Origin of the sequence: Modestobacter muralis, assembly GCF_010682105.1 — a bacterium.
GTDB classification, from domain to species: domain Bacteria; phylum Actinomycetota; class Actinomycetes; order Mycobacteriales; family Geodermatophilaceae; genus Modestobacter; species Modestobacter muralis.
Window position 1 is genome coordinate 1 of record NZ_JAAGWH010000015.1, and the last position, 25,235, is coordinate 25,235.

Sequence of the window (25,235 nt, forward strand, 5' to 3'; positions counted from 1 at the left end):
GGACACGGTAGGCGCTGACCGGTCACCCCCCAGGCGGCCGGTGGCCGGCCGCCGAGTTGCGCCCGCCGGGCATCCTGGACCCGATGAGCCCGCACCACGCACCGCAGACCAGTTCCTCCCCGGCGGGCTGAGCGGCATGGACCCCACCGGCTCGACCTACGCCCTGGCCGGCGCCGCGGCCCTGCTGGCCGCCCTGCTCCCCCGGCTGCTGCGCCGGCTGCCCGTCTCCGTCCCGATGGTCGTGGTGGGCATCGGCGTGCTGGTCTTCGCGCTGATCCAGGGCCTGCCCGACCCCGACCCGATGCAGCACTCGACCATCACGGTGCACCTCACCGAGGCGTGCGTGATCATCTCGCTGCTGGGCGCCGGGCTGGCGCTGGACCGGCCCGTGGGCTGGCACCGGTGGGCCACCACCTGGCGGCTGCTGGCGGTCACCATGCCGCTGACCATCGTGGTCACCGCGCTGCTGGGGACCTGGCTGCTCGGCCTGGGTGCCGCCGCGGCCGTCCTGCTGGCCGCCGTGCTGGCCCCCACCGACCCGGTGCTCGCCACCGAGGTGCAGGTCGGGGAGCCGACCGAGGACATCGAGAGCGAGGACGAGGCCCGCTTCGCCCTCACCGCCGAGGCCGGGCTCAACGACGGGCTGGCCTTCCCCTTCACCTACGCCGCGATCGCCATGGCCACCGCCGGTGCAGCGCCGTCGGCGTGGCTGGTCGACTGGCTGCTGCTGGACGTGCTGTGGCGGCTGGCCGCCGGGGTGGCCATCGGCATCGCCGTCGGCTGGGTGCTCCGGCTGCTGTTCTTCTCCGCCCGGTCCCAGCAGGTCGGACTCGCCGAGCGGGCTGAGGGCTTCGTCGCGCTGGCCACCGTCTTCCTGGCCTACGGGGTCACCGAGCTCGCCGAGGGTTACGGCTTCGTCGCCGTGTTCGTCTGCGCCTGCACCATCCGCGCCGCGGAGCGTGCGCACGGCGCGCACAAGACGCTGCACACCTACGTCGAGCAGGTGGAGCGGCTGCTGACGATGGTCCTGCTCGTGCTGCTCGGCGGGGCCGTCGCCCGCGGTGCGCTGGCCGACGTGACCGTGGCCGAGGTCACCCTGGCCGTGCTGGTGCTCTTCGTCGTCCGCCCGGCCACCGGCTGGCTCGGGCTGGCGCGGGGGAAGACCGGACGCCGCGAGCGCGCGGTCATCTCCTTCTTCGGCGTCCGCGGGATCGGCTCGCTGTACTACCTGGCCTACGCGCTGGACAAGGCCGACTTCGCCGGTGCCGACCAGCTGTGGCGGGTCACGGTGCTGGTCGTGCTGGGCTCGGTCGTCGTCCACGGCATCGCCGCCACCCCGGTGATGGCCCGGCTGGACCGGCACCGGGAGAAGGCCGCCGTCGCCCTGCACGGCACGACCGACGCGGCCACCACGACGGCGGTCTGACCGCCGCCGGTCAGCCGGCCAGGGAGTCCGGGAGCCGGTCGACGACCTCGCGCGGCTGCGGCTGGAGCCGCCCGACGGCGTCGGCCGCCGAGGCGCCGGTGGTGTCCATCGACTTCTTCACCTTGGCGCCGTACAGGTCGACGTACTCCTGGCCGGACAGCTCCATGATCTCGTACATGATCTCGTCGGTGATCGAGCGCTCCACGAAGCGGTCACCGCTGAGCCCGGCGTAGCGGGAGAAGTCCAGCGGCTGCCCGAAGCGCACGGTCACCTCGGCGAAGACCTCGCCCAGCACGCGCCCGGCACGGCCCGGCAGCGGCACCCGGCGCGGCCGGTAGACCATCGCGACCGGGACGACGGGGGCGCCGGTCTCCAGCGTCATGCGGGCGACGCCGGTCTTGCCGCGGAACAGCCGGCCGTCGGGCGAGCGGGTGCCCTCGGGGTAGATGCCCAGCAGCTTGCCCTCGCGCAGGATGCGCATCCCGGTGCGGATGGCGTCCTCGGCGGCGCTGGCGTTGGTGCGGTCGATGGGCACCTGGCCGCTGCCGGCGAAGAAGGCACGCTGCGCGGTGCCCTTGAGCCCGTGGCCGGTGAAGTACTCGGCCTTGGCCAGGAACGTGACCCGGCGGCGCAGCGACAAGGGCATGAAGACCCAGTCGGCGGCCGACAGGTGGTTGCTCGCCACGATCGCCGCACCCTTGGCCGGCACGTGCTCGGTGCCCTCGGCGGTCGGCCGCAGCGCGAGCTTGACGATCGGCCCGACGGCCACGAACTTGAGGAACCAGTAGAACAACGCGCCTCCCTCAGCGACTGTCAGACTAGGGAGGCACGCAGCCGTCCGACAATCGGCGAGCCGTCCGGGGACATCCTGCCCCAGCCGCCGCACCCAGCGCTCCCCGGAGGACCGATGCCGCAGGCCACACCGGTGATGGCCGGGGCCGAGCCGTTCGACCTGCCGGGCGGAGGTGTGGGGGTGCTGCTCTGCCACGGTTTCACCAGCACCCCGCAGAGCATGCGGGCCTGGGGCGAGCACCTGGCCGGGGCCGGCTTCTCCGTCGTCTGCCCGCTGCTGCCCGGGCACGGCACCCGCTGGCAGGACGCCAACACCCGCACCGAGGACGACTGGTACGGGGCGCTGTCGGCCGCGCTCGACGAGCTGCTGACCCGGTGCGACGCCGTCGTCGTGGCCGGGTTGTCGATGGGCGGCACGCTGGCGCTGCGACTGGCCGAGCGCCGCCCGGACGACGTCGCGGCCCTGGTGCTGGTCAACCCCTCGCTGCTCACCGAGCGCCGGGACGCCCGGCTGCTGCCGGTGCTGGCCCGGGTGACCCCGGTCTGGGCCGCCATCGCCGGCGACATCAAGAAGCCCGGCGTCACCGAGCTGGCCTACCCGCGGCTGCCCACCCGGGCGGCGGTGGCGCTGCGCCGGCTGTGGACGGCGGTGCGGGCCGACCTGGGCTCGGTGCGCGCGCCACTGCTGGTGTTCCGCAGCGTCACCGACCACGTCGTGGAGGCCTCCTCGACCCGGCTGCTGCTCGAGCGGGCCGCCAGCACCGACACCACCGAGGTGCTGCTGCACGACAGCTTCCACGTGGCGACCCTGGACAACGACGCCCCGCTGCTGTTCGCCCAGTCCGTGCAGTGGATCCGCGACCGCGTCCCGGCCGCCCGCGGGACGACGGCGTGACCCTCCCCCGCCGCGGCCGCGGCCGCCGCGACAACGGCCTGGACGCGGTCCTGTGGCACCCGCTGCGCGACGTCGACCCGCGGGTCGGTGAGCACCTGCTCGACGTGCTGGCCGCGGCCGGCATCGCCGCCTACCTGGAGCCCTCCACCGACGTCGACCCCTACACCCGGGGCGTCTCGCTGCCCAGCCCGCCCACGGACCGGCTCTTCGTCGACCGGGCCCGGCGGGCCGAGGCCGCCGCGGTGCTCGACGTGCACGGCGGGCCGCCGGTCCCGCCCCTGCCGACGCCACCGCCCGCGCGCCCGGCGCGGGACCCGGCTGCCGACGACGCGGCCTTCGCCCGGATCGTCGCCGCCTTCGAGGCCGAGCACGGGCCGACCGCCGCCCCCGGCGAGCCGCGCGACGACCCGCCCCCGCCGCCGGCCGAGCGCTCGGTGCTCGACCTGCCCGAGGAGCACTTCGAGCCCCCGCCGCCCCCGCCGCTGCCCGTGCTGGCACCGGCCTCGCTGTACTCGCTGCTGCTGATCCTGGTCGGCGCGGTGCTCATCATCGCGCCGGGCCGGCTCGGGCTGTCGGTCGACACCGGGCTGGTGCTCGGTGTGGCCGCGCTGATCGGCGGCGTCGGCGTCCTGGTCTCCCGGATGCGGGAGCGCTCCACCGACGACGGCGACGACGGCGCGGTGGTCTGAAAGGACCCCGCTGCCCCCCACCGCTCGCAAGCTCGCGGCGGGCCCCTGCAGCGGGGCCGGACCCGCCGCGAGTGGAAGGACCCCGTCCTCCTCATCCCTCGCAGGCTCGGGACGAGCCTCGGGACGGCGCCGGGGCGAGGGGGTCCTCCGTCAGGCGTCGCCCTCGCACACGGCGCGGCGGACGAGGTCGGCTGCGCCCACCAGGCCGGCCTGGGCACCCAGCTCGGCGGCCACGATCCGCGGGCCGGGCCGGAAGCCGCGGCCGGGCAGCGCCCGCTCCAGGCGCTGGCGGGCCGGGCCGAGCACCGTCTCGCCGAGCACGCTCACGCCGCCGCCGATGACGACCACCTCGGGGTCCAGGACGGCGGACAGGTCCGCGATCCCCTGCCCCAGCCAGGTGCCCACCTCGGCCAGCAGCTCGCCGGCCAGCGGGTCACCGTCGGCGGCCGCGCGGGCGACGTCCTCGCCGGTGATCCGGTCGGGGTCGCCGTCCACCCGGTCCAGCAGGTGTGCGGCGGCGGCCGGTGAGGAGTGCGCGACCTCGCGGGCGGTGGTGCCGAGGGCGTTGCCGCTGGCGTACTGCTCCCAGCAGCCACGGTTGCCGCAGGCGCACAGCCGGCCGTCGGGCACGACCCGCATGTGTCCGTACTCGCCGGCGACACCGTGGGCGCCGCGCTGCAGCCGGCCGTCGATGACCATCCCGCCGCCGATGCCGGTGCCCAGGGTGATCATCAGCATCAGGCTGCTGCCGCGGGCGGCGCCGTAGCGGTACTCGGCCCAGGCGGCGGCGTCGGCGTCGTTGCCCACCCACAGCGGGCGCTGGAGCCGGTCGGACAGCTCCTTGCGCAGCGGCTGGTTGCGCCAGGCCAAGTGCGGGCTGAACAGCACGGTGTCGCCGGTGCGGTCGAACCAGCCGGCCGCGCCGACGCCCACGCCGACCAGCGGCCCGCCGTGCCGCTCGGCCAGCTCGTCGACGACGGCGGCGATCGCGTCCTCGGTCGCGGCCACCGACTTGCCCGGCGTAGGCCGGCGGGCGGTGTCGGTGACGGTGCCGTCGGGCAGCACGACGCCGCCGGCGACCTTGGTCCCGCCGATGTCGATGCCGAGTGCGGGCAGCGCGGCGGCGTCCTCGGCGCAGTCGTAGGGCGGGGCGCCCAGGCCGGTGTCGGGGGCGCTCATGCGACGTCGATCCGCTGGACGGGGGCAGTGTGGGGCACGGTCGTCTCCGGAGGAGCGGCCGCGTCCGGGGTGGACGCGGCGGGGTCGGGGGTGCCGGCTGCGGCGGCGCTGCCGTCCGGACGGGAGGAGGCGGCCTGGGTGGCCGCCTGGGCCCGCAGCGTCGTCGCGGCGGTGGTGAGCACGTCGGCCAGGGACTCGAGCAGGTCCGGGCGGCGGCCGCGCAGTGCGGCCAGTCCGGTGCACACCGGGCACCAGCGGCACTCCGCGGAGTGGTCGTCCGCCGCGGGTGCACCGGCCGGGGCGGCGGTGGCCGCCCCGCCCAGCAGCCCGCCGAGGACGTCGGACAGCGACGTGCCGGCGGCGTGCTCCGCGGCCACTCCCGCGGCGAACCGGCGAGCCTGCTCGACCCAGTCGGGTCCGGGGGTGGTCACGCGGTGCTCCGTTCGCTGTGGGTGGGTCCGCGGTGGACGGGTCCGGTGGTGGCCGACAGCAGTCCGGCCGGCCACTGCGCCGGGTCGGGGGCGAACCGGACCTCCAGCGTGGCCTGCCCGGTGCCCGGGGCGGTGAGGTGTCCGGAGACGACGGTGCAGCGACGCAGCAGCGCGTCCAGCGGCAGCGAGCGGCGGACGCCGGAGGCGGTGACCACCAGGTCGTCGCCCCAGCGGGTCAGCCCGACCTCGCCGCGGCGGGCGTGCGGCAGCGTGAGGTCCAGCGTCCACCCCTCCGCCGTGCGCCGGGACGCCGGCGGCGCCGACGCAGCGGGCACGGTCTCCGGGACGGCGGCGTCCAGGGGCAGCAGGTCGGCCGTCGAGACCGGCGGGACCGCGGCCTCGGCCACCTCGGTGACCGGGAGCGACAGCGCGCGCACCCGGGCGACGGCGTCGGACTGCACGGCGGCGCGGGCGGCCCACCACTCCCCCGTACCCGCCGGCAGCACCCGGGCGACGGTCGCCGAGGCGACCCGCTGGCCCAGCACCGCCAGGGCGGCGGCGGTCGCCTGCAACTGGTCCGCGGCGGCCGGCTCGGGGCGCAGCACCAGGTGCACGGCGGTGCGGGCGGGGTCGGCCAGCGGGACGGCGTCCAGCAGCTCCTCGACCGCGGCGGCGGCGTCCAGCAGCCCGGTGGCGGCACCGGGCCGGCCGGGGGTCGCGGCGGCGCGCAGGGTGGCCAGCACCCGCAGCCGGGTCGGGGCGAGCTGCCCCAGCCACCAGCGCAGGGCGCCGGGCAGGGCGAGCAGCGTGGTCGCGTCGGCGAGCGGGCCGGCGTCCACGACGACGACGTCGGCGTCCCCGGCGCGCACGTGGCCGGCGAGCGCGGCCAGCAGCGCGAACCCGGTCACCCCGGGGACGGGCACGACCGACGTGGCCGGCGGCACGGTGAGCACCGGGACGGCGGCGGCGAGCTGCTCGGCGTGCTGGGCCCACAGGGTCTCCAGCGCCGGCAGCGGGGCCACCACGTCGACCGTCACCGCGTCGGCGAGGCCGGGGACCACGGGCGGCTGGGCGCCGAGGAGCACGACCCGGGCGCCGGCCCGCGCCCGGGAGAGGGCGGTGGCGGCGGCGACGGTGGAACTGCCGGCGCCGCCCGGGCCGGTGACGAGGAGGACCTGGACGGAGCCCATCAGCCCTTGACGCGCTTCTTGAGCTCCTTGAGCGCGGTGTCCAGGATGACCTTCTCGGCCTTGCGCTTGATCAGCCCGAGCATCGGGATGGAGAGGTCGATGGTGATCGAGTAGGTGACGGTGGTGGACCCACCGGACTCGACGAGCGAGTAGGACCCGTCCTGCTGCTTCTGCATCTGGCCCTGCACCAGGGTCCAGTCGACCCGGCGGTCGCCGTCCCAGGTGTAGGCCAGGACGTAGTCGTCCTTGACCGCACCGGCGTCGAGCACGAAGTGCACCTGGGCGGCCCGCCCGTCGGGGCCGGTCTCCAGCACCTCGACCTGCTTGGCCGCGGCCACCCACTGCGGGTAGGCCGGGAAGTCGGCGATCACGGCCATCACCTCGGCCGCGGGGGCGTCGACGACGATCGACTGCGTGGACTGGTCGGCCATGGGCGGGAGGGTAGTCGCTCCGCACGTCCTCTCCGGCCCACGACCGGGGCCCACCGCCCGTTCGGGGGGTCGCTCGGCTGCTGCCCGGGCGCGTCGCCGGACTAGATTGGTGGTCGACCCCACGTCCGGGTCGGGTGCGACGGAGCTCCCGGCAGGGCGGGACAGAGAGGACCGGCGTGCGCGAGCTGAGCGTTCCCCCCACCGCCACCGTGGGCCCCGACGAGGCGCTGACCGACATGGTCACCCGCAACGCGACCGAGCACCCCGACGACGTCGGGCTGCGCCGGCAGCACGAGGACCGCTGGACCGACGTCACCTACGCCCAGTTCGCCGCCGAGGTCGCCGGGGTCGCCAAGGGCCTCGTCGCCGGGGGCGTGCAGCCCGGCGACCGGGTCGCCCTGCTGGCCCGCACCCGCTACGAGTGGACGGTCCTGGACTTCGCGATCTGGACCGCGGGCGCGGTCGTCGTCCCGGTCTACGAGACCTCCAGCCCCGACCAGGTCGCCTGGGTGCTCGCCGACTCCGGCGCCCGCGCGGTCGTCGTCGAGACCGCCGCGCACGCCGGGGTCGTGGAGTCCATCCGCAGCGAGGTCCCCGAGCTCGACGCCCTCTGGGTCATCGAGGAGGGCGCCCTGGACACCCTCACCACCGCCGGCGCCGACGTCCCCGACGGCGTCCTGGCCGAGCGGCGGGCGACGCTGGGTGCGGCCAGCCTGGCCACGCTGATCTACACCAGCGGCACCACCGGGCGGCCCAAGGGCTGCGAGCTCACCCACGCCAACTTCCTGTTCGAGATCCGCAACGGCATCAGCCTGCTGTCCGGCCACCTCAACGAGCGCGGCTCGCTGCTGCTGTTCATCCCGCTGGCGCACGTGTTGGCCCGGGTGCTGCAGGTCGGCTGCATCGACAACCGGGTGACGCTCGGGCACACCCCGGACATCAAGGACCTGGTCGGCGACCTCGGTCGCTTCCAGCCCACCTTCGTGCTCGCCGTCCCGCGGGTGTTCGAGAAGGTCTACAACGGCGCGAAGGCCAAGGCCGAGGCCGACGGCAAGGGGAAGGTCTTCGACCGGGCGGCGCAGGTGGCCATCGACTGGTCCCGCGCCCAGGACACCGGCGGCCCGGGGCTGGCGCTGCGGGTCCAGCACGCGCTGTTCGACCGGCTCGTCTACGGCAAGCTGCGGGCCGCGCTCGGTGGCCGGTGCCACGCCGCCATCTCCGGTGGCGCCCCGCTGGGCGACCGGCTGGGTCACTTCTTCCGCGGCCTGGGCGTCACCGTCTTCGAGGGCTACGGGCTCACCGAGACCACCGCCGCCGCCGCGGTCAACCACGACGTCGCCCTGCGCATCGGCAGCGTCGGGCGGCCGCTGCCCGGCGTCGACGCGATGATCGCCGAGGACGGCGAGGTGCTCGTGCGCGGCGGCATCGTGATGCGCGGCTACTGGCGGAACGAGCAGGCCACCGCCGAGGCGATCGACGCCGACGGCTGGTTCCGCACCGGCGACATCGGCGAGCTCGACGCCCAGGGCTTCCTGACCATCACCGGCCGCAAGAAGGAGATCCTGGTGACCGCGGCGGGCAAGAACGTGGCCCCCGCGGTGCTGGAGGACAGGCTGCGCGCCCACAAGCTGGTCAGCCAGTGCATCGTCGTCGGCGACCAGCGGCCCTTCATCGGCGCCCTGGTCACCCTGGACCCCGAGGCACTGCCGGCCTGGCTCAAGAGCGTGGGCAAGGACGCCGCGCTGACCCCGGACCAGCTGCGCGAGGACCCGGAGCTCCTGGCCGAGCTCGACCGCGCGGTCGCCGAGGCCAACAAGGCGGTCTCCCACGCCGAGGCGATCAAGAAGATCCGGGTGCTCGGTGAGGACTTCACCGAGGCCAACGGCACGCTCACCCCGAGCCTGAAGCTCAAGCGGGCCGTGGTGATGAAGCAGCACGGCGACCAGGTCGAGGCCCTCTACGCGACCGACGCCGCCGGCTCGCGCCGCTGACCGACGGCCCCGCTGCCCCCGGGCAGCGGGGCCCTCAGCCGTCGAGGACGGCGGCGAAGGTCCCGGCGATCGTCGTCCAGGACCACCGCTCCTCCACCCACGCCCGGCCGGCCGCGCCCATGGCGCGCGCCCGGTCGGGGTCGTCGAGCAGGCCGGCCAGAACGGCGGCCACCGCCGCCGGTGAGCGCGGGTCGACCACGTGCCCGGTGACGCCCTCGACGACCGTCTCCGGCGCCCCGCCGGAGGTCCCGGCGACCACCGGCCGGCCGCAGGCCGCGGCCTCGAGGAACACCATGCCCAGCCCCTCGACGTCCAGCCCGCCCCGGCGGGTGCGGCAGGGCATGGCGAACACGTCCCCGGCGGCGTAGTGCGCCGGCAGCTCCTCGGCCGGCACGCCGCCGGTCAGGACGACGGAGTCCTGCAGGCCCCGGGCGGCGACCGCCCGGCGCAGCGCCGGTTCCAGCGGGCCGCCACCGACCAGCAGCAGCCGGGCCCGCGGGTGCCGGGCGAGCACGTCGGACCAACCGGCGACCAGCACGTCCTGCCCCTTGCGCGGCACCAGCCGGGACACGCAGACCACGACCGGGGCGTCGCCGAGCCCGTGCCGGGCGCGCACCGCCGCACCGTCGACGTCCGGGCTGAACCGGTCGACGTCCACGCCGGGTGAGAGCTGCACCAGCTCGGTGCGGTCGCCCAGCGCCGGGGCGAGCCGGTGCCGGGTGTAGTCGCTGATGTAGGTGACGGTGTCCAGGCCGCCGGCGATGCGGCGCATCACCTGGCGGGCGCCGGGCAGCGCCACCCAGCCGGTCTCGTGCCCGTGCGTGGCCCCGACCAGCCGTTCGACCCCGGCCCGGCGCAGCGCCGGGGCCAGCAGGCCCAGCGGTGCGGCGGCGCCGAAGAACACCGTCCGGCAGTCGCGCGCGCGGGCCAGCCGGACGGCGGCCCGGGCGGCGCCGGGGGTGGGCAGCAGCATCCCGGTGGGCATCCGCACGACCTCGTAGGGCAGGCCGGCGTCGTGCAGGTGCGACCCGGGGTGGTCCGACGCCAGGACGACCAGCGACTCCGGGGGCCGGGTGTCCAGCAGGGCGGCGACGAAGGTCTGGATGCCGCCCTGCCGCGGCGGGAAGTCGTTGGTCACGACCAGGGTGCGGTTCACCGGCCGCGCACCTCCGTCCAGTCCTCGGCGAAGGCGATCCGCTGTGCCGACGTGGGGTGGCTGCCGAAGAACCACTGCCAGCCCGCCGGCGGGTCCGGGTCGCTGAGGTTGGCCGAGCCCAGCGACCGCTGGACGGCGATGAAGGACGCCGGGTCACCGGTGAGATCGAGGGCGTGCAGGTCGGCCCGGGCCTCGATGTGCCGGGACACCAGGTTCTGCACAGGCGTCGACACCAGCGTGCCCAGGGCCAGCAGCAGGAGCAGCAGACCGACGACCTGGCCGTCACCGGGACCGCTCGCCCCTGCCCGGCGCAGCAGCGGGGTGGAGCTGAGCAGCCAGCCGAGCAGCGCCGTCCCCGCGCCGGCACCCAGCGCACCGATCAGCGTGCCGGTGAGGACGTCGTCGTTCGCGACGTGTCCGAGCTCGTGGGCGGCGATGGACTCGACCTGCTCGTCGGGCACCTGCTGGAGCAGGGTGTCGTAGACGACGATCCGGCGGGTCGAGCCGAAGCCGGACACGTAGGCGTTCAGTGCGGTCGTGCGGCGGCTGGCGTCGGCGACGAGCACGTCCTCGACCGGGGTGCCGCTGCGCTCGGCCAGCGCGAGCAGCTCGGTGCGCAGCGGGCTGTCGGGCATCGGCGCGAAGCGGTTGAACGCCGGCTCGATGAGCAGCGGGTAGAGGAACGACCCGACGACCACCAGGGCCGCGGCCCCGCCTCCGGCCCAGGCCCACCAGGTGCGCGGTGCCCGGCGGGCCAGCCAGACCAGCGCCAGCAGGCCGACCGCGGTGATCCCGGCGTTGATGGCGGTGGAGGTGGCGACGTCGCGGGCCCACAGGCCCCAGCCACGGGTGGACAGCCCGTAGCGGTGCCGGACGACCTCGGCGTACGCAGCCAGCGGCAGGGTGGCCAGCCGGCCGGCCACCAGGAGGGCCACCGCGCCCAGCAGCACCTGCCAGCCCCATCCCCCGCCGAGCGGCCGGGCCACCGTGCGGGCAGTGGCCGCACCGGCCCGGGTCAGCCCGAAGACGGCGGAGACGGCCAGCCCGAGCAGGAGCGAGGCGAGCGACGCCGGGCGCAGGGCCTGGGCGAAGGACTCGGCGCGGGCCGCCTGCTCGGGGGTGAAGGCGGCGCCCGGGTCGACGGGGGTCCGTCCGCCGGCCGGGGCGGGCAGCAGGTCCCAGGGGGTGACGACCACGATCACCACGACCAGGGCCAGGCCCAGCACCGCGGCCACCGCCAGGGCGGGCCGGCGGGCGGTGGGCCGGACCCCGACGGCGGTGCTCATCCGGGGGGCCCCGAGCAGGTCAGCGTGGACACGGCGGCGAGCTTAGGCAGCCGGTCTGTGCGCGCGCCCCGGGCCGCAGCGGCCGGGCCGACGGGTCCCGGGCCGACGGGTCCCGGGCCGCCGGTCACCCGGCCGGCGGGCTCGGACCGCCGGTCGCACCGCCGGCGCGGTCAGCCGAGCAGGCGGCGGGCGCCGACGTAGCCCTTCATGTCCACCGTGGAGACGAGCACCGGCTGACCGAACGTCGAGGCGTGCACCATCTGGCCCTTGCCGATGTAGATGCTCACGTGGCTGACCGGTCGAACTGCTGCTCGTAATCGCCGACCCGGGAGGCGAGGTCGTCCTGGCGGGCGGTGGTGTCGGCCAGCGTCTGCTCCGCGGCGGCTGCGGCGGCCTCCGCGTCGATGCGGCCTGCGCGGCGGCCGCGGCGGCCTCGGCCACCTGACCGAGCACCTGGTCGGTGTGCCCGGCGATCGTGTCGAGGGTGGTGACCTGGGCCAGGAACTCGTCGGTCGAACCGCTGGTCATCAGGGCGTTGAACCGGGACAGGTTCTCGCCGGTGAAGGCGCTGCGGGCGATCCAGCGCACCGGCTCGTCCAGCGCGTCGAGCTGGACCCGGGCGTCGGCGACCGCCTGCTCGGCGGCCTCGGCCGCGGCTCGCTGCTGGGCGAGCGTCTCCCGGGCCTCGTTGAGCTGCTCGGTGACGACCTCGGGCTCGTGGGTGGCGTCGGGGACCAGCCGGGTCGCCTCCTCGGCGGTGGCCGCGTGGGTGACCGGGTCGCCGGGTGTGGCGGCGGCGGAGCCGGGCAGGAGGGCCAGGGTGAGGCTCGCCGTGACGCCCACCAGCAGTCCCGCGGTGAGCCGGGCGTCCGGTCGTGCCCCGGGGCGGGCGGCACGCCGGCCGACGGTGCGGTCGGCGGGTGCGGGCACCCGGGTGGTCCGGTCACGGGGCTGAGGGCTCGCCACGGGCGGCGGGACTCCGTTTCTCCTGGTCGACCGCCGGTCCGGTCAGCCGCCGGGCCGGGCCGGAGGCCCTGTCGCGTCCTGGTCGACGCGGTGCTCGGGGCTGTGCGGATCCGGGAGGAGCCACCCGGTGCTGCGGCGGCTCCCCGTCCATCGACCCGGCTCAGGGTCTGGCGGTCGGGCGGTGCCCGGCCGAAGTCACCCTCTGTGTTGACGACGTCTCGTACGGACACGACGAACTCAGGTCCGTGACCGGATCGAGATGGCCCCGTCAAACGACCATGTAGAGCAGGAAGCTGACAAGTCACAGACGTGCCATGTGTCAGCTCACATGACGGCGACCCTGGATGAATGCATCCTGATGACGCAGGGGCGGAACCAGCCCGAACTCTGCCAACGCACGGACCGCCTCCTGCTCCACCTCGTCGAGCTCGACCAGCGACCACGGGTCGTCGGCGGAGGCGTCGACGCGAGCGTCACCCCCGGCGTCGGGACGCCCGGGCGCGTCGCCGGCCGCGACGGCGCCCATCGACCCGCCCCACGGCTGCCCGGCGTCCGACTGCCCGGCCGCGACCGCGGGCTGCGGGGCCTCGACGCCCGGCCGGCGACGGGTCAGGGGCACGACGGTGGGGTCGCTCCCCCGCCAGCCGGGCGGCGCCCCCAGCAGGACGGTCACGACGCAGTCGTCGCAGCCGTGACCGCGGACGGTGCAGGTGTCACAGTCGATGAGCACGACGGCTCTCCTTCTCTCTCTCCGGGTCCGGACAGCGCGGACGTTAGGGAAGGGCACCGACAGTTCCGTCCCACCGCCGCCCGGCTCCCGGGTCCGGCCCGGCCGCCCGGCGTGGGCTGCACGGAACTGTCGGACACCCGACCTAGCGTCCGGTACGTGCTGTTCCCCCCTGTCCCACCGTTCCCGCCGGACGCACCCGGGGCGCCGCCGGACCGAGCCGGGTGGCAGCAGGTGGCACTGCCGGTGCACGGCGCCGCAGCACCCGACGTCTCCGCGCCCGGGCGGCCGCGGTACCACCAGGCCACGATCGACGACCTGGGCACCGCCCTGGCCGAGGTGACCTTCGTGGTGGTCGACCTGGAGACCACCGGCGGCTCGCCCAAGGACAGCGCGATCACCGAGATCGGCGCCGTCAAGGTCCGCGGCGGCCAGGTGATCGGGGAGTTCCAGACCCTGGTCGACCCGGGGCACGCGATCCCGCCCTACATCAGCGTGCTCACCGGCATCACCACGATGATGGTCGCGGCCGCCCCGCGGATCGCCGCGGTGTTGCCCGGGTTTCTGGAGTTCGCCCGCGGCACCGTCCTGGTGGCCCACAACGCCCCGTTCGACCTCGGGTTCCTGCGTGCGGCCTGCGAGGCCAGCGGTGTGGCGTGGCCGGCGTTCGCCTCGGTCGACACCGCCGTCCTGGCTCGTCGGCTGCTCACCCGCGACGAGGTGCCCAACTGCAAGCTCGGCACCCTCGCGCCCTTCTTCTCCGCCCGGACCCAGCCCACCCACCGCGCCCTCGACGACGCCCGCGCCACCGTCGACGTGCTGCACGGCCTCTTCGAGCGACTGGGGCCGCTGGGCGTCACCTCCCTGGAGGAGCTGACCGGCCTCACCCGCCAGGTCGACCCGCGCCGCCGGCGCAAGCGCCACCTCGCCGAGCACGTGCCCCACGGCCCCGGCGTCTACGTCTTCCGCGGTCCCGGCGACGAGCCGCTCTACGTCGGCACCTCCGGCGACCTGCGCACCCGGGTCCGCAGCTACTTCTCCGCCGGCGAGCAGCGCAGCCGGATGACCGAGATGATCACCCTCGCCGAGCGGATAGAGGCGCTGCCCTGCGCCCACGACCTCGAGGCCGCCGTCCGCGAGCTTCGGCTGATCGCCCAGCACAAGCCGCGGTACAACAAGCGCTCGCGCTTCCCCGAGCGGGCGCTGTGGGTCCGCCTCACCGACGAGCCCTTCCCCCGGCTGTCGGTGGTCCGCCGGGAGGTGCCCGGGGCGGGCACGTTCCTCGGTCCCTTCCCCGACCGCCGGGCGGCCGAGTCCGCCGTGGCCGCGGTGCACGAGTCCCTGCCGCTGCGGCAGTGCACCGGCCGGCTCTCGCTCACCGTGCTGGGCAGCGCGTGCGCGCTGGCCGGGATGGGGCGCTGCGGGGCGCCGTGCACCGGGGCGCAGAGCCGGGAGGAGTACGCGTCGGTGGCCGAGGTCTTCGCCGCCGCCGTCGACCACGACCCCCGCGGCCTGATCGCCCCGCTGCTGGAGCGCGTGGAGCGGCTGGCCACCGAGGGCCGCTACGAGGACGCCGCCGAGCTCCGTGACCGGGCCGCCGTGCTCGTGCGCGCCGTGCGCCGCCGGCAGCGGCTGGCCTCGCTGGCCGCGGTGCCCGAGCTGGTGCTGGCCCGGCCCGACGGGGAGGGCGGGTGGCAGCTGTCGGTGGTCCGCAACGGCCGGCTCGTGGCCGCCGGGGTGGCCGTGCGCGGCCGCTCGGTCCGCGGGTACCTCGCCGACCTGCGCGTCACCGCCGAGACCACCACCACCCCGGAGGGCGAGCTGGCCGCCACGGTGGAGGAGACCGAGCTCGTGCTGCGGTGGATGGAGAAGCCCGGCACCCGCCTGGTCGACGTGACCGGCACGCTCGCCAGCCGCACGCCCGGCACCGGCGACTACAGCGGCTTCCTCGCCCTGGTCGAGGCCGGCCGGGCCGAGCGCGACCCCTTCGCCGACAACCGGGCGCTGGGCACCCGCTCTCAGCCCGACCGGGTCACCCCAGGCCGCCCTCCCGAGCCCGGCCGGCGGTCCCGGCCCCGACCCGATGGCCGCACGCCAGGACGGCGCGGGCGGAGCGCGACCGGGCTAGCATCCCCGTCGTGATCACCGCCATCGTGATGATCGATGCCGCCACCGACTCGATCGGCGAGGTCGCCGAGGCGGTCGCCGCCCTGCCCGGCGTCAGCGAGGTGTACTCCGTGGCCGGCGGGGTCGACTTGGTCGCGCTGGTCCGGGTGCACGAGTTCGAGGAGATCGCCCAGGTGATCGCCGGGCGGATCAACAAGGTCCCCGGCGTGCTGGACACCGACACCCACATCGCCTTCCGTGCCTACTCCCGGCATGACCTGGAGGCGGCGTTCTCGATCGGCTTCGAGTCCGCCGACTGACGAAGGACCCCGTTCCCCCCACGCCTCGCCAGGCCAGCGGGGGCGGCTCGGTGATGTCGGTCAGCCGACGGCGGCGGCGCGGGCCAGCTGGCTGACCTGGACCCACTGGTCGAGCTTGGCCGCGGCGCGGCCGTCGTCCACCGCGGCGGCCGCCCGCTCCAGCCCGGCCGCCAGCACGTCGTGCAGCCGGCCGCCGTGGGTGTCGAAGGCGGCCAGCGCCGCGGCCGCGTTCAGCAGCACCGCGTCCCGGACCGGGCCACGCTCCCCGGCCACCAGGCGGCGCACCACCTCGGCGTTGACCTCGGGCCCACCCCCGCGCAGGGCGCCGGGCTCGGCCACGGGCACACCGAACGCCGTCGGGTCCAGCCGCTCGGGCACCACCTCGCCGTCACGGACCACCCACACCGCCGAGGTGGTGGTGGTCGTCAGCTCGTCGAGTCCGTCGTCACCGCGGAAGACCAGCGCCCGGGTGCCGCGGTCGGCCAGCACCTGGGCCAGCACCGGGGCCATCCGGGTGTCCGCGCAGCCGATCGCGGCGGCCACCGGGCGGGCCGGGTTGGTCAGCGGCCCCAGGAAGTTGAAGACCGTGCCGATGCCCAGCTCCCGACGGGGGGCGGCGGCGTGCCGCATGCCCGGGTGGAACACCGGGGCGAAGAAGAAGCCGATCCCGGCGTCGCGGACGCACCGGGCCACCGCGGGCGCCGGCAGGTCGATGACCACGCCCAGTGCCTCCAGCACGTCGGCCGTGCCGGACGCCGAGGACGCCGCACGGTTGCCGTGCTTGGCGACCGGCACCCCGACGGCGGCGGTGACCAGGGCGGCCATGGTCGAGATGTTCACCGTCTGGGCGCCGTCCCCACCGGTGCCGACGATGTCGACGCAGTCGACCGGCAACGGGACCGGCGTGGCCTGGTCGAGCATGGTCGCGGCCATCCCGGCGACCTCGTCGGGCGACTCCCCCTTGGCCCGCAGCGCCACGACGAAGCCGGCCACCTGCGCGGGGGTCGCCTCACCGGTCATCACCTGCCGCATCGCCCAGCGGGTGTCGTCCGCGGAGAGGTCCTCCCGGCGGATCAGCCGGGTGAGCAGTCCCGACCAGGTCGGGCGGAGGTCGGCCACCGCGTCAGCGACGGACGGCGGGACGCTGCTGCGCCCGCGCGCGCAGCAGCCCGGCGACCACCTCGGTGGCCGTCAGCGGGTCGATCGGGTAGGCCAGGGTGGCGTCGGCCAGCGACCAGTGCGCCAGCCAGCGGTCGGCCTGCCGGGCGATCAGCACGACGAGCTGCGGGCAGTCGGCGATCTCGTTCTTCAGCTGCCGGCTGATCCCCATGCCACCGGTCGGCTGCGCCTCGCCGTCGAGCAGGCACAGGTCGATGCCGCCGACGTCGACCGCGGCGACCACCTCGTCACCCGTGGCGCACTCGACGTACCGCAGCGGGCCGACGTCGGCCGCCGGGGAGCTGCCCAGGGCAGTGCGCACAGCGGCACGGACCTCTGCCCGCTGACTGAAGACCAGCACGGTGGCCGGCGCGGCGTCGACGCTCACCCGGCGGAGCCTAGCGGGCAGCGCTCCCCTCCGGGGAGCCTGACCGCGTACCCTCAGGTTGTGTACAACCGGCATGTCACGCAGGACGCGCCACGCGGACCCGACCCCACGTCGTGGGAACCCTGTCCCGATGCCATGATGAGCCCGTGACAACGGCCCCCGTGGCGAGCAGCACCTTCGACACCTCGCGGGTGCACTCCCTGACTCGACCGAACATGGTCAGCGTCGGCACGATCGTCTGGCTCTCCAGTGAGCTGATGTTCTTCGCCGGCCTGTTCGCCATCTACTTCACCGCGCGCGCGCGGGCGCTGGAGGGCTGGCCCCCGGAGCCCACCGAGCTCGACGTCCCCTACGCGACGGTCTTCACCCTGATCCTGGTGGCCTCGTCGGTCACCTGTCAGTACGGGGTGTTCGCCGCGGAGATCGGGAACGTCTACGGGCTGCGCCGGTGGTTCACGATCACCTTCGCGATGGGCCTGACCTTCGTCCTCGGTCAGGCGAACGAATACCGCAACCTCATCGTGAACCACGACACGACGATCGCGTCCTCGACGTACGGGTCGGCGTTCTACCTGACGACCGGCTTCCACGCCCTGCACGTCATCGGCGGCCTCGTGGCCTTCGTCTTCGTGCTCATACGGTCCACCATGGGCCGTTTCACGCCTGCCCAGGCGACCTCGGCCATCGTGGTGTCCTACTACTGGCACTTCGTCGACGTCGTGTGGGTCGGTCTCTTCGTCACGATCTACCTGATCAAGTAGGGAACCGGGTGTCCACTCCCACCGCCTCATCCGTCGCCCCCGCCGAAGGCCGTCGCCGCGGGCTGCGCCGTCTCCTGCCGGAGGACGGCACGCCGGCCGCCGCAGCTCGCGACCGGCGTCGGTCCAAGCAGCGCCGCCGACTGGCCAACGTCGCCGGCCTGATGGCTGCCCTGGTGCTGACCGGGGTGGGCTACTCCGCGCTGGCCCCCGGTGCCAGCGCCGCCGACGACTCGACCGGCAACCCGTCCAACGCCGTCGAGGCCGGCCGGGAGCTCTACACCCGCAGCTGCATCACCTGCCACGGCTCCAACCTGCAAGGCGTCACCGACCGCGGGCCGTCCCTCATCGGAGCCGGCGAGGCCGCCGTCTACTTCCAGGTGCACACCGGCCGCATGCCGCTCGTCCGCCAGGAGGCCCAGGCCGCCGAGCGCCCGCCGATCTTCTCCGAGGAGGAGATCGACCAGCTCATGGCCTACGTCCAGGAGAACGGCGGCGGGCCCACGCTGCCCTCCGGCGACCTGCGGGACGGCGACCTGGCCGAGGGTGGCGAGCTGTTCCGGCTCAACTGCGCCCAGTGCCACAACTTCACCGGCCAGGGCGGCGCGCTGTCCTCGGGCAAGCGCGCACCCTCGCTGGCCGAGGCCAACGACCTCACCATCTACGCGGCCATGCTGCACGGCCCGGAGAACATGCCCGTGTTCGGCGACAACCAGCTGAGCCCGGACGAGAAGCGCTCGATCATCGACTACGTGCAGACCATGAAGGCCAGCGCCGACCCCGGCGGCTACGGCGCCGGCCGTGTCGGCCCGGTCGCCGAGGGCCTGGTCATCTGGGTCGCGGCCGTCGGCGCCCTGCTCTTCGGCATCTTCTGGATGGGGACCAAGGCGTGACCACCACAGACCCCCGCCCCGGCTCCACCGGCGGCGCCGACGAACCCGGGCAGCTGCACGGCGGCCCGGACGACGACTACTCGCCGGAGCAGCTCGCGGCGATGGACCGGACCGAGCTGGACCGCCTCGGCGCCCGGCTCGACGGCGTCGAGATCCTGCACGTCGAGCCCGTGGCCCCGATCGGGTCGGCGCTGGACAAGAAGAACACCCGGCTCGTCACCCTGTGGTTCGCCCTGGCCGGCCTGCTGTCGCTGGCGTTCGTGGTCGTCTTCCTCGGCTCGGGATGGTTCCTGCCCAGCTGGGAGTGGCGCATCGAGAGCGGCACCTGGCAGTCGCTGTACACCCCGCTGCTGGGCGCGACCATGGGCGGGGCGTTGATCGCCGTCGGCGTCGCCCTGGTGCTCTACGTCAAGAAGCTGCTCCCGCACGAGACCGCCGTCCAGGACAAGCACGACGGCTCGCACTTCGACCGTGTCACCACCGGCGCGACCCTGATGGGCGGCCTGGACAACTCCGGCCTCCCCCGCCGGAAACTGCTCGTGGGCGTCCTCGGCGTCATGAGCCTGGCGTTCGGCGCGATGCTCGTCTCGCTCCTGGGCGGGTTCATCAAGAACCCGAACAAGGGCAACCCGCTGGGCACCACCCCCTGGGCCGAGGGCGTCCGCCTCCTCCGTGACGACGGCACCCCCATCCGCCCCGGTGACCAGCAGCCCGGCTCGCTGGCCACGGTCTTCCCGGCCGTCGAGGGCGGTGACCGCGCCTACGACGCCGCGGTCATGCTCATCCGCCTCCGCCCCGAGCAGATCGAGTCCCTCGTCCCGGCCGCCGGCCGCGAGGACTTCGGCGTCGGTGACTACGTCGCCTACTCCAAGGTGTGCACCCACGCCGGCTGCCCGGTGTCGCTCTACGAGCAGGAGACCAGCCGCATCCTGTGCCCCTGTCACCAGTCGCAGTTCGACGTGACGCAGGGCGCCCGGCCGGTGTTCGGACCTGCCACCCGGTCCCTCCCGCAGCTGCCCATCTCGGTCGACGAGGAGGGGTACTTTGTGGCTAGAGGAGACTTCCCCGAGCCGATCGGGCCGTCGTTCTGGAACATTGGGAGGCTCAACTGATGGCCACCAGCACCGTGCCCGGGCCAGGGGCGCCCGCAACACTCGTCGGCAAGGCGGCCTTCGAGGTCGACGACCGACTGATCGTCGCCGGACCCGTCCGGCGCACGCTGAACAAGGTCTTCCCCGACCACTGGTCGTTCCTGCTGGGCGAGATCGCTCTCTACTCGTTCATCATGCTGCTGCTGTCTGGCACCTACCTGACGTTCTTCTACGACGCGTCCATGAAGGAGATCGTCTACGAGGGGTCGTACTCGGCCCTGCGTGGGATCGAGATGTCGGCGGCCTACGAGTCGACGCTGGACATCTCCTTCGACGTCCGTGGTGGTCTGTTCATCCGGCAGATGCACCACTGGGCGGCACTGCTGTTCGTCGCGTCGATCGTCGTCCACCTGCTCCGCATCTTCTTCACCGGCGCCTACCGGCGCCCGCGTGAGACGAACTGGTTCATCGGTGTCGGCCTGCTGGTGCTGGCCATGCTCGAGGGCTTCGCCGGCTACACCCTCCCCGACGACCTGCTTTCCGGCACCGGCCTCCGCATCTTCTCAGCTGTCTTCCTCTCCATCCCGGTGATCGGGACGTGGGTCTACTTCACCGTCTTCGGTGGGGACTTTCCCGGTGAGCTCATCATCGGCCGGCTCTACATCCTGCACGTGCTGATCATCCCGGCGGTCCTGCTGGCGCTCATCGCGCTCCACCTGCTGATCCTGGTGAAGCAGAAGCACACGCAGTTCCCGGGTGCCGGTCGTACCGAGCACAACGTGGTCGGCAACCGGCTCTTCCCGACCTTCGCGGCCAAGGCGACCGGCCTGCTGTTCATCGTCTTCGGCGTGCTCGCGGCGCTCGGTGGCCTGGTGCAGATCAACCCGATCTGGCAGATGGGCCCCTACAACCCGTCGCAGGTCTCCGCCGGCTCCCAGCCCGACTGGTACATCGGCTTCGTCGACGGCGGATCGCGCATCATGCCCCCGTGGGAGATCGACCTGTGGGGCTACCACATCCCGCCGGTCCTCTGGGGCGCCCTGGGCATCCCCGGGATCATGTTCTCGCTGCTGGCGTTCTACCCGATCATCGAGCGCAAGCTCACCGGTGACACCGCCAGCCACCACCTGCTCCAGCGACCGCGCGACGTCCCGGTCCGTACCTCGCTGGGCGCGATGGCGATCACCGCCTACCTGGTGCTCTTCATCTCCGGTGGCAACGACGTCGTGGCCGACAAGTTCGACATCAGCCTCAACGCCATGACCTGGGCCGGCCGCATCGGCTTCCTGATCCTGCCGCCGATCGTCTACTGGGCGACCTACCGGCTGTGCCTGGGCCTCGAGCAGCACGACCGCGAGGTGCTCGAGCACGGCATCGAGACCGGTGTCATCCGTCGCCTGCCCAGCGGTGAGTTCATCGAGGTCCACCAGCCCCTGGGCCCGGTGGACGAGCACGGCCATGGCATGCTCGCCTATGGCGGTGCCTCAGTGCCGAAGAAGATGAACCAGGTCGGTGGCGCACGCCGCGCGATCCGGGGCTTCTTCAAGCCGATCGAGGAGCCCGCGGCTGTGCAGCGCGAGGCCGAGCAGGAGGCTCGCGGCCTCGAGTCCGAGCAGGCGCGCCGTCAGCTCACCGGCTCGGGTCGCCCGTCCGAGGGTGGCCGCCCGTCCGAGGGTGGCCGCCCGTCCGAGGGCGGCAAGCCCCAGCAGGAGCCCCGCGCCTGACCGAACAACACGAGCACCACACAGCAGGGGCCCCGGCGGTATCGTCCGCCGGGGCCCCTGCTGCATCCCCGGCCTACGTCGATCGTCCCTGAGCCTCAGCCACTCCCCTCCCTGTTCGGCACCTGCGCCACCTGACGGGAAGCGTCCGCATCGGTCGACGTCGAGGACCCATGTCGCGTTAGGACAGCGAGGCGTTCCCCCTCGGTTCACGACTCACGTGAGCCAGAGCTGGATCAGCCCCCCGCCGAGTGAGGTGGTGCGGCTCCATCGCTGGTCGGTCCGGTGACGACCGCGCGGTGCCCCGGTGCAGGGGGTGCACCGTCCAGGGTCTCCTTCTCGCGAGCTGGGATGCGCCGTCGTCGTCCACTCAGACAGCGTCGCGGTACGCCGTACGGGTCTCGTCCGCTGGGCCGGACCGGTCGCTACTCACTTCCTGCCCGGCTCCGTGTGCGGGACCGCGCCGGAGAGAGCGCACTGTCGACCGCTGTCCGGGTTCTTGCCGCGAGTCTCCCGGACCCGCTGACGACGACTACGAGCGTCAGCCGGCCGCGCACCACCGGCGCCTTGAGTGCTCGATCCGGCGCGGGGTCGGCTACCCGTTCGACGCGGTCAGTTCGCACGCCGGGCCTCTGTCCACCCGAGCATCCGACCCCGCCGACCGTTCCGGTGGCCGCCCCGTCCGCCGACCGCCCGACCTGCCGACCTGCCGACCTGCAGCCCCGCCGACCGTTCGGCAGGGCCGGGCCATCCGCCGAGCCGCCGATCACCCGAGCTCCCGGCCCGGCGACCGTTCGGGTGGCCGGCCTGTCCTGCACGCCCCGGACCACCCGATCACCCAGCCGCTCAGCCGCGCTGGCCTGGACACCGGACACGCGTCCTGTCGGTCTGGGTCGCTGCCTCGAGCCACCGGGGACGTGCTGACGCGCCGCTCACGCCGCTCGTGTGCCGTCCGCAGCGGCCCGTCGGCGCTGCGAGCGTTCGAGGACAGCGCTTGTTGCCTTGGGACGAGCCCGGCCGACGGCGCCGGGACCTCGGACCGGCAACGACTCCGGCTCGACAGGGCATGGGCCGTAGGCACCCGACCGGGGCAAGCCCCACCCGCCCGGGTACGGGCGTTCAGGAGCTCACAGCCCGTCCTGCGGCGGCCCGAGCCCCTGGCATCCGCACCCAGCCACCCGCTCCGACTCAGATGGGCAGGAAGCGGACAGCCGCGTTCAGGCCTGGAGGTGAGGTGCGAGCGCTCACCTGTGGGCCGACCCGAGACATCGCCCCGCGACGCACGACGGGCCCCTCCCCGGGTGGGAAGGGGCCCGTCATGGACGAGAAGTGCTGGTGTCAGCTGTGCGCGTTCTGCCCGACGTAGTACTCGAAGAGCAGGCCTCCGATGGTGCACAGCAGCGCGATTCCGGCGATGAGGATCAGCCAGGGGTAGTAGAACGCCAGCGCCAGACCCATCAGCGCGGCCGAGAGGGCCAGGCCGAAGGGCCAGTAGCTCGCCGGGCTGAAGAAGCCCAGCTCGCCGGCGCCGTCTGCGATCTCGGCGTCCTTGCTGTCCTCGGGCCGGGCGTCGATGCGCCGGCTGACGAACCAGAAGAAGCCACCGATCAGCGCGGTGAGCCCACCGGAGAGTGCCAGCGCCGTGGTGCCGATCGGCTCCCTGGACCAGATGCCGTAGACGAGCGCGGCCACGACGCAGAACACCGTGATCAAGTTGAAGATGAGCGCTTCGACCTTCACGGCCGCTCCTCCTGGTGTTGCAGGGTGGTCGGGTCAGTCATTCGAGGCCGCCGCGGACGACTGCTCACGCTCGAGGTCGAGCGGCCGGGTCGATGTGGAGTTGCCCGGCTGACCGATGCTCTCGAGCGCGTCGTAGGTCGACAGACCGTCCTCGCGGGCGGCGAGGTAGGCCTCGTAGTCGGCCTGGTCGACCGAACGGACCTCGAAGTTCATGTAGGCGTGGTACGTCCCACACAACTCGGCGCAGCGGCCCACGAAGGCACCCTCCTCGCGGACGGTCACCTCGAAGACGTTGTCGCGGCCGTTCTCGTTGCCCGGGATGACGTCGAGCTTGAAGAGGAACTCCGGCACCCAGAACGAGTGGATGACGTCCGCGGACGCCAGCTCGAACCGGATCGTCTGGTCGGTGGGGACCACCAGGATCGGGATCTCGGTGCTCGACCCGACCGTGGACACCGGCTCGCCGCCGTTGGCGTCGGTGGTGTCCGGGTAGACGAACTGCCAGTTCCACTTGAACGCGTTGACCGCGATGGTCACGTCGGGGTCGGCGCTGCGCTGCATGACCCGGTTCTGTGTGCTCACGGTGAAGAAGAACAGCACCGCGATGATGATGAACGGGACGATCGTGTAGATGATCTCCAACGGGAGGTTGTACGCCGTCTGGCGCGGGACCTCGTCGCCGCGCTTGCGGTAGCGGATCGCCGCGTAGGCGATGAGCGCCCACACCGCGATGCCGACCACGAGGGCGGCGATGGTGGAACCGATCCACAGGGAGTGCATCCGAGCGGCCTCGTCGGTGATGCCCTCGGGCCATCCCCAGCTGAGCCAACTGCCCTGCACCTCACACCCGCTGAGCGTCAGAGCACCCAGGAGACCGAGCCCGGCGACCTTCGCCAGCTTGCTGCGTCGAGTCACTGCTCGCTGCCTCCTCATCCCCCACGTGGCGGAACCACGCGGTCTCACCGGCGGGTGCCCATCGGTTGCCCGACAGGCCGCGCCCACCCCGACCACAGTCTCCCCGAGACTAGCCGACCACGCTCGTCGTCCCGGGGGCGGGAGCAGGAGCGCGGCGGGTCGCGTTCCGGCGTGGCGCAGCGCGCCGGTGCAACGCCCGGCACAGCGGTCCTCTGGCGCCGGGGATGTGCCCGGTGCCTCCCCGGCACGGCACCTCACCCAGCGGGGCGGCGGCTACAGTCGGGGCGTGTACTCACGCGTGCTGACCGTGCGGTGGGTGCTGCTGCACCTGCTGGTGCTGGCGCTGTTCGTGGCGACGTTCTTCCTGGGCAACTGGCAGCTGGGCAAGGCCGAGGGCGGCGGTGGCGCGGTCAACTGGAGCTATGCGCTGCAATGGCCGCTCTACGGCCTCATGGGCCTGGGCTTCTACCTGCGGATGCTGAAGGACGAGCTCAACCGCGACCCCGCCGACGACGAGCCGGGCAACGCCGTCGTCCTGTACCAGCGGCCCCGCATCGACACCACCGGCGACCCCGAGCTGGCCGCCTACAACGCCTACCTGGCCGACCTGAACGCCAAGGCCCTCGGACAGGAGACGCCCCGTGGCCGCTGACACCACCACCCTCGCGCCCAGGACAGCCGGCGCCCTGGCCCGGTACCGGGTGCTGGCCTACGTGGTCGGCGTCATGCTGCTGGTCCTGGTCGCCGTGGCCATCCCGCTGAAGTACGCCGCGGGCGTCCCGGAGGTCTCGGCGATCGTCTCGCCGATCCACGGCCTCTTCTACGTGGTCTACCTCGTCACCGCGTTCGACCTCGCGCTCAAGGCCCGTTTCACGGCCAAGGGCACCGTCCTGGTCCTGCTGGCCGGGGTCATCCCGTTCGTGTCCTTCGTGGCCGAGCGGCGGGTGACGGCGCGGGTCCGCGCCGGCCAACCGCTCTGACCGGTC

The 25,235-nt window shown here is 74.0% G+C and carries 25 protein-coding genes; 12 read left to right on the forward strand and 13 right to left on the reverse strand.

What is annotated here, in order from left to right; translation table 11 throughout:
* Positions 1-136: 136 nt before the first annotated feature.
* Positions 137-1,426 carry a cation:proton antiporter domain-containing protein gene (locus GCU67_RS07630; protein ID WP_163610508.1) on the forward strand — a complete coding sequence of 430 codons (1,290 nt, stop codon included), beginning with the start codon at positions 137-139 and terminating at the stop codon, positions 1,424-1,426.
* Positions 1,427-1,436: 10 nt separating this feature from the next.
* Here the strand turns inward: GCU67_RS07630 and GCU67_RS07635 are convergent, their stop codons facing one another.
* On the reverse strand, positions 1,437-2,219 hold the full coding sequence (locus GCU67_RS07635) for a lysophospholipid acyltransferase family protein (RefSeq protein ID WP_163610509.1): 783 nt from the start codon (positions 2,217-2,219) through the stop codon (positions 1,437-1,439).
* 114 nt (positions 2,220-2,333) lie between these two features.
* On the opposite strand from GCU67_RS07635, the gene GCU67_RS07640 reads away from it, so the two are divergent.
* Together GCU67_RS07640 and GCU67_RS07645 are read left to right on the forward strand one after the other, a co-directional pair.
* On the forward strand, positions 2,334-3,113 hold the full coding sequence (locus GCU67_RS07640) for an alpha/beta hydrolase (RefSeq protein WP_163610510.1): 780 nt from the start codon (positions 2,334-2,336) through the stop codon (positions 3,111-3,113).
* The gene (locus tag GCU67_RS07645; protein WP_163610511.1) at positions 3,110-3,802 is read left to right on the forward strand and encodes a hypothetical protein; all 693 of its coding nucleotides are present in this window, start codon (positions 3,110-3,112) and stop codon (positions 3,800-3,802) included. The genes GCU67_RS07640 and GCU67_RS07645 overlap by 4 nt, the downstream gene beginning before the upstream one ends.
* 150 nt (positions 3,803-3,952) lie before the next feature.
* Here GCU67_RS07645 and GCU67_RS07650 read toward each other — a convergent pair whose 3' ends face one another.
* From GCU67_RS07650 to GCU67_RS07665, 4 genes are read right to left on the reverse strand one after another with little or no spacing between them, the layout of a single operon-like run.
* Positions 3,953-4,981, reverse strand: a complete 1,029-nt coding sequence (locus tag GCU67_RS07650; protein ID WP_163610512.1) for an ROK family glucokinase — start codon at positions 4,979-4,981, stop codon at positions 3,953-3,955.
* Positions 4,978-5,412: a hypothetical protein gene (locus tag GCU67_RS07655; RefSeq protein WP_163610513.1), complete on the reverse strand. Its 435-nt coding sequence runs from the start codon at positions 5,410-5,412 to the stop codon at positions 4,978-4,980. The genes GCU67_RS07650 and GCU67_RS07655 overlap by 4 nt, the downstream gene beginning before the upstream one ends.
* The gene (locus GCU67_RS07660; protein WP_163610514.1) at positions 5,409-6,602 is read right to left on the reverse strand and encodes an ArsA family ATPase; all 1,194 of its coding nucleotides are present in this window, start codon (positions 6,600-6,602) and stop codon (positions 5,409-5,411) included. Before GCU67_RS07660 ends, GCU67_RS07655 begins: the two co-directional genes overlap by 4 nt.
* The gene (locus GCU67_RS07665) at positions 6,602-7,033 is read right to left on the reverse strand and encodes an SRPBCC family protein (protein WP_163610515.1); all 432 of its coding nucleotides are present in this window, start codon (positions 7,031-7,033) and stop codon (positions 6,602-6,604) included. The genes GCU67_RS07660 and GCU67_RS07665 overlap by 1 nt, the downstream gene beginning before the upstream one ends.
* A 176-nt stretch (positions 7,034-7,209) precedes the next feature.
* Here GCU67_RS07665 and GCU67_RS07670 point away from each other — a divergent pair, with 176 nt between their 5' ends.
* Positions 7,210-9,024: an AMP-binding protein gene (locus tag GCU67_RS07670; RefSeq protein ID WP_163610516.1), complete on the forward strand. Its 1,815-nt coding sequence runs from the start codon at positions 7,210-7,212 to the stop codon at positions 9,022-9,024.
* Positions 9,025-9,058: 34 nt separating this feature from the next.
* On the opposite strand, the gene GCU67_RS07675 is transcribed toward GCU67_RS07670, so the two are convergent.
* The 4 genes from GCU67_RS07675 to GCU67_RS07690 all read right to left on the reverse strand — a co-directional run bounded on the left by GCU67_RS07675 (position 9,059) and on the right by GCU67_RS07690 (position 13,162).
* Positions 9,059-10,180: a glycosyltransferase gene (locus tag GCU67_RS07675; protein ID WP_163610517.1), complete on the reverse strand. Its 1,122-nt coding sequence runs from the start codon at positions 10,178-10,180 to the stop codon at positions 9,059-9,061.
* On the reverse strand, positions 10,177-11,466 hold the full coding sequence (locus GCU67_RS22340; protein ID WP_163610518.1) for a M48 family metallopeptidase: 1,290 nt from the start codon (positions 11,464-11,466) through the stop codon (positions 10,177-10,179). Before GCU67_RS22340 ends, GCU67_RS07675 begins: the two co-directional genes overlap by 4 nt.
* Before the next feature lie 42 nt (positions 11,467-11,508).
* A complete protein-coding gene (locus GCU67_RS07685; protein WP_163610519.1) occupies positions 11,509-12,396 on the reverse strand; it encodes a coiled-coil domain-containing protein in 888 nt (295 codons plus the stop codon).
* Between the two features lie 355 nt (positions 12,397-12,751).
* On the reverse strand, positions 12,752-13,162 hold the full coding sequence (locus GCU67_RS07690) for a hypothetical protein (protein WP_163610507.1): 411 nt from the start codon (positions 13,160-13,162) through the stop codon (positions 12,752-12,754).
* 156 nt (positions 13,163-13,318) lie between these two features.
* Here GCU67_RS07690 and GCU67_RS07695 point away from each other — a divergent pair, with 156 nt between their 5' ends.
* Both GCU67_RS07695 and GCU67_RS07700 read left to right on the forward strand, forming a co-directional pair.
* Positions 13,319-15,301, forward strand: a complete 1,983-nt coding sequence (locus tag GCU67_RS07695) for a DEDD exonuclease domain-containing protein (RefSeq protein WP_338104862.1) — start codon at positions 13,319-13,321, stop codon at positions 15,299-15,301.
* Entirely contained in the window at positions 15,298-15,585 is a 288-nt protein-coding gene (locus GCU67_RS07700; RefSeq protein WP_163610520.1) for an Lrp/AsnC family transcriptional regulator, read from the forward strand. The genes GCU67_RS07695 and GCU67_RS07700 overlap by 4 nt, the downstream gene beginning before the upstream one ends.
* Before the next feature lie 60 nt (positions 15,586-15,645).
* Here GCU67_RS07700 and trpD read toward each other — a convergent pair whose 3' ends face one another.
* Positions 15,646-16,704: an anthranilate phosphoribosyltransferase gene (trpD, locus tag GCU67_RS07705; protein ID WP_163610521.1), complete on the reverse strand. Its 1,059-nt coding sequence runs from the start codon at positions 16,702-16,704 to the stop codon at positions 15,646-15,648.
* A 4-nt stretch (positions 16,705-16,708) separates the two neighbouring features.
* Complete coding sequence (locus GCU67_RS07710) at positions 16,709-17,131, reverse strand: ANTAR domain-containing protein (RefSeq protein WP_163610522.1); 423 nt, start codon at positions 17,129-17,131, stop codon at positions 16,709-16,711.
* Between the two features lie 146 nt (positions 17,132-17,277).
* On the opposite strand from GCU67_RS07710, the gene ctaE reads away from it, so the two are divergent.
* Genes ctaE through qcrB form a run of 4 tightly spaced genes read left to right on the forward strand, consistent with a single transcriptional unit; the run spans position 17,278 to position 21,597 of the window.
* A complete protein-coding gene (gene ctaE, locus GCU67_RS07715; protein ID WP_163610523.1) occupies positions 17,278-17,892 on the forward strand; it encodes an aa3-type cytochrome oxidase subunit III in 615 nt (204 codons plus the stop codon).
* 8 nt (positions 17,893-17,900) lie between these two features.
* On the forward strand, positions 17,901-18,782 hold the full coding sequence (gene qcrC / locus GCU67_RS07720; RefSeq protein ID WP_163610524.1) for a cytochrome bc1 complex diheme cytochrome c subunit: 882 nt from the start codon (positions 17,901-17,903) through the stop codon (positions 18,780-18,782).
* Complete coding sequence (qcrA, locus tag GCU67_RS07725) at positions 18,779-19,894, forward strand: cytochrome bc1 complex Rieske iron-sulfur subunit (RefSeq protein WP_163610525.1); 1,116 nt, start codon at positions 18,779-18,781, stop codon at positions 19,892-19,894. The genes qcrC and qcrA overlap by 4 nt, the downstream gene beginning before the upstream one ends.
* Positions 19,894-21,597, forward strand: coding sequence for a cytochrome bc1 complex cytochrome b subunit (qcrB, locus tag GCU67_RS07730; RefSeq protein ID WP_163610526.1), 1,704 nt, complete (start codon positions 19,894-19,896; stop codon positions 21,595-21,597). Before qcrA ends, qcrB begins: the two co-directional genes overlap by 1 nt.
* A 1,335-nt stretch (positions 21,598-22,932) precedes the next feature.
* Here the strand turns inward: qcrB and GCU67_RS07735 are convergent.
* Together GCU67_RS07735 and ctaC are read right to left on the reverse strand one after the other, a co-directional pair.
* Positions 22,933-23,334 (reverse strand): aa3-type cytochrome oxidase subunit IV, encoded by a 402-nt coding sequence (locus tag GCU67_RS07735; RefSeq protein ID WP_163610527.1) that lies wholly within the window; start codon positions 23,332-23,334, stop codon positions 22,933-22,935.
* A gap of 33 nt (positions 23,335-23,367) precedes the next feature.
* Complete coding sequence (gene ctaC, locus GCU67_RS07740; RefSeq protein WP_163610528.1) at positions 23,368-24,249, reverse strand: aa3-type cytochrome oxidase subunit II; 882 nt, start codon at positions 24,247-24,249, stop codon at positions 23,368-23,370.
* Between the two features lie 286 nt (positions 24,250-24,535).
* Between ctaC and GCU67_RS07745 the strand changes: the two genes are divergently transcribed.
* Together GCU67_RS07745 and GCU67_RS07750 are read left to right on the forward strand one after the other, a co-directional pair.
* The gene (locus GCU67_RS07745) at positions 24,536-24,901 is read left to right on the forward strand and encodes a metalloprotease (protein ID WP_163610529.1); all 366 of its coding nucleotides are present in this window, start codon (positions 24,536-24,538) and stop codon (positions 24,899-24,901) included.
* Positions 24,891-25,229 carry a DUF3817 domain-containing protein gene (locus GCU67_RS07750; RefSeq protein ID WP_163610530.1) on the forward strand — a complete coding sequence of 113 codons (339 nt, stop codon included), beginning with the start codon at positions 24,891-24,893 and terminating at the stop codon, positions 25,227-25,229. Before GCU67_RS07745 ends, GCU67_RS07750 begins: the two co-directional genes overlap by 11 nt.
* Positions 25,230-25,235: the final 6 nt, after the last annotated feature.

Coding starts and splice junctions, on each gene's coding strand:
- GCU67_RS07630 (WP_163610508.1), top strand. CDS start 137: ATGGACCCCACCGGCTCGACCTACGCCCTGGCCGGCGCCGCGGCCCTG.
- GCU67_RS07640 (WP_163610510.1), top strand. CDS start 2,334: ATGCCGCAGGCCACACCGGTGATGGCCGGGGCCGAGCCGTTCGACCTG.
- GCU67_RS07650 (WP_163610512.1), bottom strand. CDS start 4,981: ATGAGCGCCCCCGACACCGGCCTGGGCGCCCCGCCCTACGACTGCGCC.
- GCU67_RS07660 (WP_163610514.1), bottom strand. CDS start 6,602: ATGGGCTCCGTCCAGGTCCTCCTCGTCACCGGCCCGGGCGGCGCCGGC.
- GCU67_RS07665 (WP_163610515.1), bottom strand. CDS start 7,033: ATGGCCGACCAGTCCACGCAGTCGATCGTCGTCGACGCCCCCGCGGCC.
- GCU67_RS22340 (WP_163610518.1), bottom strand. CDS start 11,466: ATGAGCACCGCCGTCGGGGTCCGGCCCACCGCCCGCCGGCCCGCCCTG.
- qcrB (WP_163610526.1), top strand. CDS start 19,894: ATGGCCACCAGCACCGTGCCCGGGCCAGGGGCGCCCGCAACACTCGTC.